The organism is Arthrobacter sp. NPDC080073 (assembly GCF_040686575.1).
Taxonomy (GTDB): Bacteria; Actinomycetota; Actinomycetes; order Actinomycetales; family Micrococcaceae; genus Arthrobacter.
Window position 1 is genome coordinate 125,249 of sequence record NZ_JBFBKR010000009.1, and the last position, 14,048, is coordinate 139,296.

The window sequence follows — 14,048 nt, forward strand, 5'->3', positions numbered from 1 at the left end:
GTCTACGGATGGCGGCCGTTCCGACGCACCACTATCTTGACGATTCCTGCCTCAAACAAATCTGACTCAACTGAGGGACTCGACTATCTAGGGTACCAAGACGCGCCTGCAAGATGGCATGCTGGCACAGTGACCAGCAAAACAACAGTAAATACGTTGCTCATCCTAGGCGCCTCCGGAGATCTGACGGGCCGATTGCTGTTGCCGGGCCTGGCCAGGCTCGTGGCCAACGGCCTCGCGGACGGCCTGAAGCTTGTCGGAGCAGGCTCCGACCCGTGGACGCCCCAGCAGTGGACAAAACGCGTCCGGGGCGCCTTCGAGGCGGCCGCCAAAGATGCAGGTGCCGCGGGCCGGAAAGCAATCGCGGCCTTGGAGAAAAGCACCGAATATCATCAAGTGGATGTCACGGCGGACGGCCAGCTCGCCACGCTCCTGGCCGGGCTCGAAGCGCCGATCGCCGTTTATTTCGCTTTGCCCCCGCACATCAGCCAGAAGGCCTGCGAGGTCCTCACCGCCGGGCAACTTCCTCCCGGAACAAGCCTGGTGATGGAGAAACCCTTCGGATCCAGTGCCGAATCCGCCCGCGAACTCAACAAGACCCTCGCCGCGTTGGTCCCGGAAGACCACATCCACCGCGTGGACCACTTCCTTGGCAAGGCCACCGTGTTCAACATCCTGGGCCTGCGCTTCGCCAACAGCTTCCTCGAGCCGGTGTGGAACCGGGACCACATCGAGAAGGTCGAGATCATCTTCGACGAAGACCTCGCACTCGAGGGGCGTGCGCGCTACTACGACGGCGCCGGCGCCCTCAAGGACATGATCCAGAGCCATTTGCTCCACATCATGGCGCTGCTGGCCATCGATCCGCCCGCCAGCATCGGCGAGCGCGATCTCCGCGACGCGATTTCAACGGTGCTGCGTGCGAGCAGCATCAGCGCACCCTACAAGAAGTCCACCCGACGGGCGCGGTACACAGCGGGCCGGATCGGCAACCGGGACGTGCCGGACTATGTCGCGGAAGCGGGCGTGGACCCTGCCCGGGAAACGGAAACACTCGCGGAAGTCGAAGTGGGAATCGACACTTGGCGCTGGAAAGGCGTCCCCTTCATCCTGCGTTCGGGAAAGGCATTGGGTGCCGCGCGGAAAGAGGCCATTGTCACCTTCCGGCCCGTTCCACACCTGCCGACCGGGTTCGAGGGCGTGGACTCCCCCAACCAACTGCGCATCGGGTTCGGTCCCGACACCCTGCAGCTCGACGTCGACGTCAACGGTCCCGGAAACATCTTCACGCTCAATCGCGTGACACTCAACGCGGAGTTGAATGCTTCCGATCTGCTGCCCTACGGAGAAGTGTTGGAAGGCATCATTACCGGCGATCCCCTGCTCTCAGTCCGCGGTGACACCGCCGTCGAATGCTGGCGGATCATCGAGCCCGTGATCAAGGCCTGGGCCAAGGATTCCGTACCGCTCGAAGAGTACGACGCCGGCGGGCCCGGTCCCGCGGACTGGCCCACCGCCGTCGGGGGCTAGCCGGCGCGCCCCACTCCTTCGGAAACGCGCACGCAAGAGGGGCCGGGTACCTTTCCAGGTACCCGGCCCCTCTTGCGCGTTGGTGTTAGATGGCTGCTGCGCCCCGCTCGCCCGTGCGCACACGGACGGCTTCGTAGACGTCCACAGTCCAGACCTTGCCGTCACCGGCACGGCCGGTATTGGAGGAAGCAATCAGGACATCGAGGATGTCGTCTGCCTGCTCGTCCGTGGCCAGGACCTCCACGCGGATCTTGGGAAGCAGGTCCACGTTGTACTCGGCCCCGCGGTACACCTCGGTGTAACCGCGCTGCCGGCCGTAGCCGCTGGCCGCGCTGACCGTCAGTCCCTGTACTCCGTATGCTTCGAGCCCCTCGCGGATAGCGTCGAGCTTCTCCGGGCGGACGATCGCCGTGATGAGTTTCATGCCTGGACACTCTCCTTGCCTGATACGGATGCTTCGTCAGCTGCTTCGGACGGTACCTTGCCCGTGATGAGGTCGTGAAGGGGCTGGAAGCTTCCGCCGTGGCCGCCGACGCCGAACTCGTATGCCGTTTCGGCGTGCAGGCTGAGGTCTGCACCGGCGATCTCCTGGCGTTCGGAGATCCGGAAGCCCATGAGCTTGTGGATCGGGTAGGCGATGATGAAGGTCATGACGCCGGTGAAGACGATCGAGCAAAGCGCCGCAAGGGACTGTGCAACCAGCTGGGTAGTACCGCCGCCGTAGAACAGGCCGGCTGCACCCTGGGTCGGGGTGGCGAGGAAGCCGATGGCCACCGTGCCGATGATGCCGGACACGAGGTGGACGCCGACGACATCCAGGGAGTCGTCGTAGCCGAGCTTGAACTTCAGGCCGACGGCGAGGGCCGAGGCAACGCCGGCTGCAACACCGAGGGCGATGGCGCCGAGCGGGGAAACGTTGGCACAAGCCGGGGTGATGGCAACCAGACCGGCGACGACACCCGAAGCAGCTCCGAGCGACGTGGGGTGGCCGTCACGGATGCGCTCCACGATAAGCCAGCCGAGCATGGCCGCTGCCGGAGCGGTCAGGGTGTTGATCCAGATGAGGCCCGCCTGCTCCACGGTTGCTGCTGCGCCGGCGTTGAAGCCGAACCAGCCGAACCAGAGGATTGCCGCACCGAGCATGACCAGAGGCACGTTGTGCGGGCGGTGGTTCGGGTCTTTGCCGAAGCCCTTGCGGTTGCCGATGATCAGGACGAGGATCAGGCCGGCCACACCGGCGTTGATGTGCACCACGGTGCCACCGGCAAAGTCGATGACGGGGGCGAACGTCTGGCCGAACCAGCCGTCCTTGGAGAAGAGGCCGCCGCCCCACACCATGTAAGCCATGGGGGCGTAGACCAGGGTGGCCCAGATCGGGGTGAAGAGCGTCCAGGCGGAGAACTTGGCACGGTCTGCGATAGCACCGGAGATCAGGGCCACGGTGATGATCGCGAAGGTGGCCGCGTAGCCTACCTTCAGGAGGTCAGCGGGATCCGTGAAGTTGTGCAGACCGAAGTGGCTGAACGGGTTTGCGAAGAGCTGGAAGAAGTTGTCCGTGTTGCTCGTGGACATCGATGCGCCCCACAAGACCCAGACGATGGTCACTGTGCCGATGGCGATGAAACTCATCATCATCATGTTCAGGGCGGCCTTGGCACGGGTCATGCCGCCATAGAAGAATGCCAGGCCCGGGGTCATGAACAGCACGAAGGCTGACGCGACCAGGAGCCAAACGAGACCGGCGCTGAATTCCATGGTCTACGTCCTCTCTGCTCTTTGTTGCGGACTTTGCCGCCTGTCCCAACGCATTTGCGTTCTAGATAAGAGTTTTGCGGGGCAGTGTTTCACCTGCGAAGGTTTTAGATTGCGGGGTTGTTACAAGAACTTCTCGAACGTAAATGGTGCATATCACCCTTGTTACGGATATGTTTCGTCAGTTCCACTTTCCCCGCGTTCCCACTACCCAGAGGACCCCGACACCATGACCGCAAGCCCCGAAACCCCCGCCAATCAAGGAGCGAGGGCCGCGAAGGCTGCAATGCCACGGGACATCAAGGTGATGTTGGCGGCGGCGTTCCTGATTGCATTGGGATTTGGGCTCGTCGCGCCCGTGCTCCCCCAGTTCGCCACGACTTTCGACGTCGGAGCAACGGCAGCCGCGGTGATCGTGAGCATTTTCGCCTTCATGCGCCTGGTGTTCGCTCCTGCCGGTGGTGCCCTGATGGGCCGCTTCGGCGAGCGTCCGGTCTACATTGCAGGTTTGCTGATTGTGGCGGCGTCGACGGCGGCCTGCGCTTTCGCCCAGAACTATTGGCAACTGCTGGTCTTCCGGGGCCTTGGCGGAGCCGGTTCCGTGATGTTCACTGTTGCGGCGATGGGCCTGTTGATCAGGCTCGCCCCTCCGGAAAGCCGTGGACGGGTCTCCGGCGCGTACGCCTCCGCCTTCCTGGTGGGCAGTGTCCTGGGGCCCGTGGTGGGAGGGCTGCTGGCCGGCTTCGGCCTGCGCGTCCCGTTCCTCGCCTACGCGGGCGCACTGGTCCTGGCAGCGTTGGTGGTGCGCACGCAGCTCACGGGCAGTTCAAACACAGCGAAGAAAGGCGGCGCAGCGGCGCCGGCAATGCGCATGAAGGAGGCCCTGGGCGACTCTGCCTACAGGGCGGCCCTGTTCTCCAGTTTCAGCAACGGCTGGGCGACCTTCGGCGTGCGCATGGCTACCGTGCCCTTGTTCGCGGTGGCTGTGCTGGCGGGCGGATCGGCCTCGGCGGGTTGGGCGCTGGCCGTGTTTGCAGGGGGAAACGCGCTGGCGCTGACCTTCTCGGGCCGGATGGCTGACAGTTTCGGCCGCAAGCCCATGATGCTGTTGGGACTGCTCGTCACCGGCGCGGCCACCGCCAGCATCGGGTTGACCGGCAATCTTCCCGCGTTTTTCGCGGCGTCTGCCGCGGCAGGCTTCGGCTCCGGCCTGCTGAACCCGGCCCAGCAGGCCGCCGTCGGGGACATCATCGGTCGTGGCCGCTCCGGCGGCAAGGTGCTGGCAGTTTTCCAGATGGCCTCCGACGCCGGAGCCATCGTCGGCCCCGTCCTGGTCGGCCTGCTGGCCGACGGACTTGGCTACGGCTGGGCATTCGGCGCAACCGGAGGCATCCTCCTGCTCGCCGCCGTTGGCTGGTCCGCGGCGCGCGAACCGATGCAGCCCGGCCCCGAACGCATCGACACACCCAACTGACTCGCAGTTCATGTCGTTTTCAGGGCCGAAAACGACATGAACTGCTAGCTACTTGGGAGGATGGGGCTAGTTCAGCAGGGCGTCGACGAAGGCTTCGGCTTCGAACGGCGCGAGGTCGTCCGCGCCTTCGCCGAGGCCAACGAGCTTGACCGGCACACCGAGGGCCTTTTGGATCGCGACGACGATCCCGCCCTTCGCGGTGCCGTCGAGCTTCGTGAGCACGATTCCCGTGATATTGACTACTTCGGAGAAGACCTTGGCCTGGTTGAGGCCGTTCTGGCCGGTGGTCGCGTCGAGTACCAGCAGGACTTCATCCACCTCGGCCAGTTTCTCGATGACGCGCTTGACCTTGCTCAGCTCGTCCATGAGGCCGACCTTGTTTTGCAGGCGGCCCGCGGTGTCGATCATCACGACATCCACTTCCTGCTCAATGCCGGCCTTGACTGCTTCATAGGCGACAGAAGCCGGGTCTGCGCCGACGACGTGCGACCGGACGGTTGCGACGCCGACACGCTGGCCCCACGTGGCAAGCTGCTCCGCAGCCGCTGCACGGAAGGTGTCCGCTGCGCCCAACAGGACGTCCTTGTCTTCGGCAACTAGAACGCGCGCCAGCTTGCCGACCGTGGTGGTCTTGCCAACCCCGTTGACGCCGACGACAATCATGATTGCCGGGTGGGCTCCCTTGCGGTCCACGTTCAGGCTGCGGTCCATCGTGGGGTCCACGAGCTTGATGAGTTCCTCGCGCAGGAGTGCCTTGACGTCCTCCGGGCTCCGGGTGCCCTGGACCTTGACGCGTGCACGCAAAGCATCGACCAACTGCATGGTGGGCTCGGTGCCGAGGTCGGCAAGGAGGAGTGTTTCTTCGACTTCGTCCCAGACGTTTTCGTCGATCTTGTCGCTCGAAAGCAGGGCCAGGAGTCCCTTGCCGAGAATGCTGTTGGACTTGACCAATCGCGCCCGAAGCCGGTTGAGGCGGCCCTCGACAGGCGCGGGTGTCTCCACCTGGATGACTTCCAGGCCCGCGGCGTCGTCCTGAACGTCGGTCTCCGGTACGGCAAGGTCGGAGGGTTCGACGACGGGTCCGGGCGACGTGCGGTCCGGTGCGGTCCCGGGGGCCTCGTCGACGATCGTTCCGCCGCCTGCCGTCGCGCTGTCGACGGGATCGTTGGCGTCGCGCGTTCCAGCGTAAGTCGAGGAGGACTTCCGCGCCTTGAGCAGGACAGGAATCAGCCCTCCGACCACCACGATGGCAGCGACAATGGACAAAATAATGGGGAGGAGATCGTTCACTCCCCTAGCTTCTCACAAAGCTAGACCTCGGCACCGAGCCTCTGGCTGATGACAGTGGACACGCCGTCGCCCCGCATTGTCACTCCGTAGAGGGCGTCGGCAACTTCCATGGTCCGCTTCTGGTGCGTAATGACAATCAGCTGGCTGGACTCGCGCAGCTCTTCGAAAATCGTGATGAGCCTGCCCAGGTTCGTGTCGTCCAGCGCAGCTTCCACTTCATCCATGACATAGAACGGCGAAGGCCGCGCCTTGAAAATCGCCACGAGCAACGCGACAGCCGTCAGCGACCGTTCGCCACCGGAAAGCAAGGACAACCGCTTGATCTTCTTGCCGGCAGGCCTCGCTTCCACTTCGATGCCGGTGGTCAGCATGTCATCGGGATCTGTCAGCACCAATTTGCCCTCCCCGCCGGGGAAGAGCCGCGCAAAGACGTGGTCGAACTGCTTGGAGGTATCCGCGAAGGCCTCGGCAAAGACCTGCTGGACGCGGTTGTCCACCTCCTTGATGATGTCCAAAAGGTCCTTGCGGCTGGACTTGAGGTCTTCCAGTTGCGTGCTCAGGAATTGGTGGCGTTCCTCAAGTGCGGCAAATTCCTCGAGCGCCAGGGGGTTCACTTTGCCAAGGGCTGCGAGGTCCCGTTCGGCTTTGCGGAGCCGTTTCTCCTGCTCGGCGCGGACAAAGGGAACACCCTCGACAATGGTGTTTCCGTCCTCGTCCACCGGTGCGCGGAGTTCAGCCCATTTGTCCACGGTAGCGGCCGGCACGGGAACGGGCTGCTCCGGTCCGAAGTCGGCCACGAGTTGTTCCGCTGACAGGCCGAGCTCCTCGATGGCGCGGGTTTCCAACGCTTCGATCCTGAGCCTTTGCTGGGCCCGGGCAAGTTCGTCGCGGTGGACGGAATCCGTCAGTCCCGCCAGCTCCAGGGCCAATGCCTCGTTACTGCTCCGGACCTCGCCGAGTTCCTTTTCGCGCTGCTCCCGGACGGCTTCGGCAAGGTCACGGGCGCGGGCGGCCAGGTCCACTGACACGTCAACGAAACGCACAGCCTGTTCGACGGCGGAAGCGACGGCGGAGGCCCGCTCGGCTTGGGCTTTGCGGCGCAGGGCCCGGCGCGCCGCTTCCTCGCGTGCCCGCCGTTCGCTCGCGGCAGCCCGTTCGAGCGATGCCGCCCGGTTGGTCGTTGCGGCGAGTTGTTCCTCGGCACTGCGCAAGCCCAGCCTGGCCTCCATCTCACGGGACCGGGCTTCGCTGGCGGCCCTGGCCAAGGCATCGCGGTGCTCCGTGGAAGGCTCTTCTTCCTGGGGGGCTTCTTCTGCGGCGGCCAGCCGTTCCGCCGCAAGCTCAAGGGATTCCTGTGCCACGGCGATGTTCAGTTCGGCCTTGGCCAGGGACTCCGCCATTCGATCGCGTTCGGCGACGGCGCTGCGCAACTGCGAATTCAGGTGGCCAAGCCTTTCCGCGACGGCAGCCAGGCGGGCATCCGAGTCGTGGAGGTTGTCCAGCGCCGCGTTCGCCCGTTCCTGGGCATCGGCCCGCCGCGCTTCGGCTGCAGCCAACGCAAACTTTCCCCGCTCAAGACTGGCGGTGAGTGCCTGGAGCCGGGCGTCGGCGTCGTCCACTGCCGCTTGGACCTCAAGGAGCGACGGTGCCGTGGCCGATCCACCGTCCACCGTCAGGGCCCTGAAGACGTCGCCCTCGCGCGTCACTGCCGTGAGCGTCGGGTTGCCGGCAATGAGGCTCGCCGCGGCGTGCAAGTCCTCGACGACGGCGGTGGACGCCAGGATTGCCTTTGCGCCGCTCGCTTCGGGGGCGTCAGCCGCCACCAGCTCGGCAGCCCAGCGCGCGCCGTCGGGCAGCGTCGGCAATTCCTGCGGGCCAAGCTCCGGACCCGCTGAGGATACCGCGCCTGCCACCAAAAGCGAGGCGCGTCCGGCGTCGGCGTCCTTCAACAGTTGCATCGCGGCGACGGCCCCGGCACTGTCCGCCACCACGACGGCGTCGGAGGCACTCCCAAGTGCCGCGGCCACGGCAGTCTCATACCCGGGCTCCACCGTCAGGAAGGAAGCCAGCGAACCGAGCACTCCGGGGTGGTCCGAGGACAGAAGCCGCGACGAACCATCCTTGCGGTTGAGTCCAAGCTGCAAGGCGTCGCGGCGGGCGGTAAGTGCATCGCGTTCGCGGACTTCATCGCGTTCGGCAGCTTTCAGCGCTTCGATTTCGGCGTTGATCCCGTCAAGAAGGGCACAGGCGTCCTCGTATTCGGCGTCGAGGCTTTCTTCGCCGTCTTCGACGCCGGCCACTTGTGACTCAAGGGCCGTAAACTCGCTTTGTGCGTGCCGACGGCGCTCCTCGCCAGCGGTCAGCGATTCCCTGAGCCTGTCCCGCTCAGCCTCGGCCGCCTCGGCCCGGGAGCGTGCGGCAGCCAATTGACCTACGAGTTTCGCGAGGCCCTCACGGCGATCGGCTGCCGCCCGCAACACGGCCGTCAGGCGTTTGTCCTCGGCCGCGGCCAGGTTCTCGGCTTCCTGTCTGGCCGCCGTGGACTCCAGTAGCGCGGCTTGCTTCGCCAGGACGTCGTGCTCAAGCTCCGTCTGTTCCTGCCGGACCCGCGCGGCCTGCCGGTCCAGGTGGTCCGGGTCCCGGCCTGAATCCGGGGCTGCATCCGAGGCGCCGAGGAGGCGGCGGCGTTCGGTGGCGAGCGATCCCAGGGCGCGCAGCCGGTCCCTGGTGGCCGACAGCTGGTACCAGTTGTCCCTGGCCGCATTGAGCCTGGGTGTTGCCTCGGCGGCGAGTTGCTCAAGACGGATCTGCCGTTGGCGGCCTGCGCCGAGCTCCGCTTCAACTACCTCGCGACGCTCTTTCAACGCGGCCTCGTCGGCGACGTCCTTCTGCAAAGCTCTGGTGAGCTGGACGAGATCATCGGCCAACAGCCTGGACTTGGCGTCACGGACGTCGAACTGCACGGTCTGGGCGCGACGGGCCACTTCGGCCTGTTTGCCCAGCGGCGTGAGTTGACGGCGGATTTCCGCCGTCAGGTCGCCAAGGCGTTGCAGGTTCGCCTGCATGGCTTCCAGCTTGCGGACGGTCTTTTCCTTGCGGCGCCGGTGCTTGAGGATGCCTGCCGCTTCTTCAATGAATCCCCTGCGGTCTTCGGGGGTCGCATGCAGGACACGGTCCAACTGCCCCTGCCCCACGATCACATGCATCTCCCGGCCAAGGCCTGAATCCGAGAGCAGCTCCTGGATGTCCAGGAGGCGGCATGGCGAGCCGTTGATGGCATACTCGGATCCGCCGGTCCGGAAAAGCGTGCGGGAAATGGTGACTTCGCTGTATTCAATCGGCAGGGCGCCGTCGGCGTTGTCGATGGTCAAGGCAACGTGGGCGCGGCCCAGAGGGGGCCGCCCCGATGTGCCGGCGAAGATGACGTCTTCCATTTTGCCGCCGCGCAGGGTCTTTGCACCTTGTTCGCCCATGACCCAGGCGAGCGCGTCAACCACATTGGACTTGCCCGAACCGTTGGGGCCGACAACTGCGGTGACGCCCGGCTCGAAGTCGAACGTCGTGGCCGACGCGAACGACTTGAATCCCCGGACAGTCAAACTTTTCAGATGCAAGGTGTTTCGGTTCTCTTTCAATGGCGGCAGCGGCTGCTTTACGGCCTAAATCTACCGTTCTCCCGCCGAATGGCCCGGATTGGCTGCGGCCGGGCGCACTACCGGACAACTGAAGGAGACCATGCATGCTCAATGAAGAGGGCAGGCGGCGCCGACGGGTCGGTCCTGATCGACCAGATGTCGCTGTCGGCTTCAGAACCGTTACGCGGCAGACCGTACAGGAGGGTGGAGTTATCCAGCCACTCAATCTGGTCATCGATGCTCTGCTGCTCGGACAGCACGGTCTCCTTGCCGCTTGCGAGGTCCAGGACGGCGATATGGCGGTGGCCGGTCAGGGACCCGTTGTCACTCTTCTTATAGGCGATGCGGGTGCCGTCCGGGGATACGGAGGGGCATTCGATCCCCGAGCGGACCACAGTGAGCGTCCGCCCGGCGATGCTCCCCTTTACCAGCCAGATTTTGCCCTGGGAGGAGGCCGTTGCATAGAAAACATCGGGCTGCCCCGGAACGAAGGTGACGCCCCAGATGTTCCTGTCGGTGGCCTTGATCCTGTTTCCGTCCAGGATCAGGGCGAAGCCTTCGAGGTTTCCGCTGACCGGCCCGGACCGGTCCCGGATGACGGTTTCCGTTGAGAATCCGGCTGCCGAGTATGAGTGGCCGGACACGAAAACGGTGGAGGCCAGCAGCGAACCGTCGGCATTGGTCCGTGCCCTGCTGGGGATGCCTGGAAGAGGCCAGCTGGCCGTCTGCTTCCAGCGGCTGCCGTACACCGTGGCCTGGAAGTTTGTAGCCAGCTCGTGTTTCGTCTGGAGGCAGAACGCCATCTCGGCCGTGCCGTAGACCCGGTCACAGGCTATTCCGCTCAGTGCCCGCGGGCCACCCGGATCCGTCAACGGTACTGTCGCGGCCTCGCCGAAGCCCTGGCCCGGGGCGGTGTTGCGGAAGAGAACGAATGGTGCCAACGGCAAAGCCCCGGACGTGGTGACTTCGACAGGCGGCGGCGCGGCTTGGCTCTCCTTGGCACCCTGGAATTCCAGCGCCGCATATATTCCAGCCGCCGCGATGGCCGTCACCGTGATGACAAGCAGCGTTATGAGGCGCTGCTTGCTGATCATCAACCGTTGCCCGCTTGGTTCGCCGGTCCGTTCATGAGTGGCGGGCGGCATTGCCGCTGGCCGCGTTGCAGCCGTCTTCCGGCTGCGCGACGTCATGCGCGGGCCGCCGGTTTCGGTGACGTGCCCATGAGCATGGCCGTGGCTGCCAGCACCGCAGCCAACACGACGGCGGCTGTCAGCATGGCAGCCGACGCTCCGATGGCGTACCAGAGGATCCCGAATCCCGCTGAGGCCGCCATCCGGCATAGAGCGACGACGGTCTGGGCGGCGCCGATGCTTGTGGCCACCTTCTCCGGCCTGACCAAGCGGCTGGCGAGCGCTGCAAGCACGCCATCGGTGGCGGCGTAGAACAGCCCCAACAGCATCAGGCAAGCCGCCGTGGCACCGATCCCTCCAAAGGGGGCCGCAGCCAGCACGTAGCAGGCCAGCAGGGCAAGGTGGCCGCCGAGGAACACCCGGACCCGGCCCCAGCGATCTGCAAGCCGCCCCATCGGAACGGCCAGGAGGAGGTAGAAGATATTCGTTCCCACATAGAGGAGCGGGAACCATTGCACGGCGAACGAGTCCCGGTCCTGCAGGACCAGGTAGATAAAGCCGTCCCCGACAGTCAGCAGGGCCAACAGCCCGGCCGTCACAAGCAGCCTCGTGAGTCCGGGTTCCTTCAGCTGGCTCCATCCAAAGGCAGGACGCGCGCCTGTCCGCGCCTCTGCCGCGCGCGGCATCCTGCGGTCCGGCACCACCAAGACCAACATGGCTACGCCGATCACGGCGAACGCCAGTGACACCACGAAGACCGTGCCGAACCCGTTCGGGATCAGCAGGAGGACCAGGAACGCCAGCAACGGCCCCGTTGCAGCGCCGATGGTGTCCAGCATCCGGTGCACGCCGAAAGATCTGGCCAGATGTTCCGGCTGGGCTTCCGCCGAGATCAGGGCATCACGCGGCGCGGTGCGGATGCCCTTGCCGATGCGGTCACCGGCGACGACCCCGATGAGCGACCAAAATCCGCCGGCGAACAGGAGCCCGACCCGTGCCAGCATGGACAGCCCATAGCCGGCCACGGCCACCCGCTTCGGGTGCCCGGTACGGTCGGATGCCCAGCCGGCAGCAATTCGCACAATGGCGCTGGCGCCCTGGTTGAGCGCGTCAATGAACCCGTAAGCGATGGTGGACAGGCCTAGGAAACCCGTGACATACAGCGGGAGGATGGCCGAGACGGACTCGGAGGAAATATCCGTGGCCATGCTGACGATTCCGAGCCAGAGGATGACAGGCGACAACCGGAAAGCGACCCCCGGACCGGCCGGCAGTTCCGCGCCTACTGTGGAGGGGGCCGTTTTGCCGCCGGTGCGGTCAGCCATCGAGATGTACACAGGCGGCCCGTTCCCTCGTCTCCTAACCCGTGGCGTCCGGCGATCCCGTCAGCCGTGGCTTCCATGGCGGCAGTCTGTCACCGGGCGGGAGGACTTGAGTAGCGTAGTACTACCTGTTTTACGTGCCCGTCCGGGGTTTCCGGGCTGCTACCAGCGGCCGTTGCGCGGCTTCGGCTGGCAGATGGGGCAACTGTACGAGGAGCGGTTCATGAATTGCTCGCGTTTGATCACACCCGGAAGTCCAACAGCGGAACAACGCCTGCACGGCTCGCCCGCCCGGCCATAGGCATCCAAGGACCGGGCAAAGTACCCCGAAGCTCCGTTGACATTGACGTAAAGCGAATCAAAGCTCGTCCCGCCGGCGGCGAGGGCGTCGGTCATGACTTCCTTCGCTGCGTCGATCACCCTTAGCGCATCGGCCCGCTTTAGGGTGTCTGTCGGCCTGGCATAGTGGAGCCTGGCCCGCCAGAGGGCTTCATCGGCGTAGATGTTGCCGATCCCGGAGATGACACCCTGATCCAACAGGGCACGCTTGAGCCCTGTTTTCCGGGCTTTGACCCTGCGGTAGAAGTCGTCAAAGGAAAAGTGCGGATCCAGCGGATCGCGGGCGATGTGCGAGGCTTCCACGGCAATTTCCGGAAGGGGCGTCTCGCCCTGGCCGCCCGGACCGCCGTCGAACGTCGGTACGAGGGACGTCACAAACAGTCCGCCGAAGATCCGTTGGTCAACAAACCGCAACTCCCCGGGCATGCCGTCGGAACTGCTGAGGCGGAGACGGACTTTGAGGTGCTTCTCATCGGGAACCCAGGGCTCCTGCATAAGGAGCTGCCCACTCATGCCCAGGTGAGCCATCAGGGCGACGGCGGGCATCGCCTCGCCGATGCGGCCCGGGTCGGTGCCGCCCGGCCCGCGGGGTTCCTCGGTCCGCAGGGGCATCCACAAGAACTTACCCCGGCGGACGACATCCAGAACCGTGGAGTTCTCAAGGTTGCCGATGAAATCTTCCGCGCCCAACGCGTGGCGGCGGATGGAACGGGGGTCAAGGACTTCCACGGACATAATGGTCCGGCCGCGCACCCAACGTGCCAGGCCGCGACGGACCACTTCGACTTCGGGCAGTTCGGGCATGTGGAGTCAGGCGCTGTGCGCAGGATCAGCCGGGGAGTCGGCCCTGCTGTTCAGTGTGACCTTGCTGTTCAGTGTGACTTTGCTGTTAAGGGTGCGCCACGCATCCGCGGCGGCTTCCTGCTCGGCTTCCTTTTTGGAGTGGCCCGTACCTTTGCCGTAAGCAGTGCCCCCGATCTGGAGCACTGCCTCAAAGCTGCGCGCGTGGTCCGGACCGGAGCCTTCGACAGCGTAGTAGATGGACCCGAGCTGCCGGCTCGCGGCAAGCTCCTGCATGCTGGTCTTCCAGTCGGTGCCGGCCCCGAGGGCTGCGGCGTCCTTCAGCAAGGGACCAACGAGCCGCATGACGAGCTGCCGCGCGGTCTCAATGTCGTTGGAAAGATACGTGGCACCGATGAGCGCTTCCATGGTGTCCGCAAGAATTGAAGACTTGTTCTTACCGTCGGTGAGCCTTTCGCCCTGCCCGAGGTAGATGAATTCGCCGATGCCCAGGTCCCTGCCGATACCCGCCAAGGCGCGGGTGCTGACGACGGCGGAGCGTCGCTTCGCGAGTTCGCCCTCCGGCAGTTCCGGGTTGTCGCGGTAGAGCGAATCGGTCACCGAGAATCCCAGGATGGAGTCGCCCAGGAATTCGAGGCGCTCATTGGTGGGAATCCCGCCATTTTCATACGCGTATGAACGATGTGTCAGAGCAAGACGAAGCGTCTCGGCGTCAATGGAGACACCGAGACGCTTCAGAAGCTCTTCAGTTGAAGACATCCTTTGTCAGCCTTGT

General features: G+C 64.9%; 10 protein-coding genes. 2 read left to right on the top strand and 8 right to left on the bottom strand.

What is annotated here, in order from left to right:
- Window positions 1-129 precede the first annotated feature (129 nt).
- Window positions 130-1,530, top strand: a complete 1,401-nt coding sequence (locus tag AB0O52_RS12520) for a glucose-6-phosphate dehydrogenase (RefSeq protein ID WP_364537980.1) — start codon at window positions 130-132, stop codon at window positions 1,528-1,530.
- Window positions 1,531-1,615: 85 nt separating this feature from the next.
- Here AB0O52_RS12520 and AB0O52_RS12525 read toward each other — a convergent pair whose 3' ends face one another.
- Both AB0O52_RS12525 and AB0O52_RS12530 read right to left on the bottom strand, forming a co-directional pair.
- Entirely contained in the window at window positions 1,616-1,954 is a 339-nt protein-coding gene (locus AB0O52_RS12525) for a P-II family nitrogen regulator (RefSeq protein ID WP_028264639.1), read from the bottom strand.
- Window positions 1,951-3,285, bottom strand: a complete 1,335-nt coding sequence (locus tag AB0O52_RS12530) for an ammonium transporter (RefSeq protein ID WP_364537982.1) — start codon at window positions 3,283-3,285, stop codon at window positions 1,951-1,953. Before AB0O52_RS12530 ends, AB0O52_RS12525 begins: the two co-directional genes overlap by 4 nt.
- A gap of 226 nt (window positions 3,286-3,511) precedes the next feature.
- Here AB0O52_RS12530 and AB0O52_RS12535 point away from each other — a divergent pair, with 226 nt between their 5' ends.
- Window positions 3,512-4,756 carry an MFS transporter gene (locus tag AB0O52_RS12535; protein WP_364537984.1) on the top strand — a complete coding sequence of 415 codons (1,245 nt, stop codon included), beginning with the start codon at window positions 3,512-3,514 and terminating at the stop codon, window positions 4,754-4,756.
- 66 nt (window positions 4,757-4,822) lie between these two features.
- On the opposite strand, the gene ftsY is transcribed toward AB0O52_RS12535, so the two are convergent.
- The 6 genes from ftsY to rnc form a co-directional block, all read right to left on the bottom strand.
- Window positions 4,823-6,046, bottom strand: a complete 1,224-nt coding sequence (ftsY, locus tag AB0O52_RS12540; protein WP_364537986.1) for a signal recognition particle-docking protein FtsY — start codon at window positions 6,044-6,046, stop codon at window positions 4,823-4,825.
- Between the two features lie 20 nt (window positions 6,047-6,066).
- On the bottom strand, window positions 6,067-9,660 hold the full coding sequence (gene smc / locus AB0O52_RS12545; RefSeq protein WP_364537988.1) for a chromosome segregation protein SMC: 3,594 nt from the start codon (window positions 9,658-9,660) through the stop codon (window positions 6,067-6,069).
- A 98-nt stretch (window positions 9,661-9,758) separates the two neighbouring features.
- A complete protein-coding gene (locus AB0O52_RS12550; RefSeq protein WP_364537989.1) occupies window positions 9,759-10,775 on the bottom strand; it encodes a hypothetical protein in 1,017 nt (338 codons plus the stop codon).
- Between the two features lie 92 nt (window positions 10,776-10,867).
- Complete coding sequence (locus tag AB0O52_RS12555) at window positions 10,868-12,148, bottom strand: MFS transporter (RefSeq protein ID WP_364537991.1); 1,281 nt, start codon at window positions 12,146-12,148, stop codon at window positions 10,868-10,870.
- Window positions 12,149-12,295: 147 nt separating this feature from the next.
- The gene (gene mutM, locus AB0O52_RS12560; protein WP_364537992.1) at window positions 12,296-13,276 is read right to left on the bottom strand and encodes a bifunctional DNA-formamidopyrimidine glycosylase/DNA-(apurinic or apyrimidinic site) lyase; all 981 of its coding nucleotides are present in this window, start codon (window positions 13,274-13,276) and stop codon (window positions 12,296-12,298) included.
- A 6-nt stretch (window positions 13,277-13,282) separates the two neighbouring features.
- On the bottom strand, window positions 13,283-14,032 hold the full coding sequence (gene rnc, locus AB0O52_RS12565; RefSeq protein ID WP_364537994.1) for a ribonuclease III: 750 nt from the start codon (window positions 14,030-14,032) through the stop codon (window positions 13,283-13,285).
- Between the last annotated feature and the right edge of the window lie 16 nt (window positions 14,033-14,048).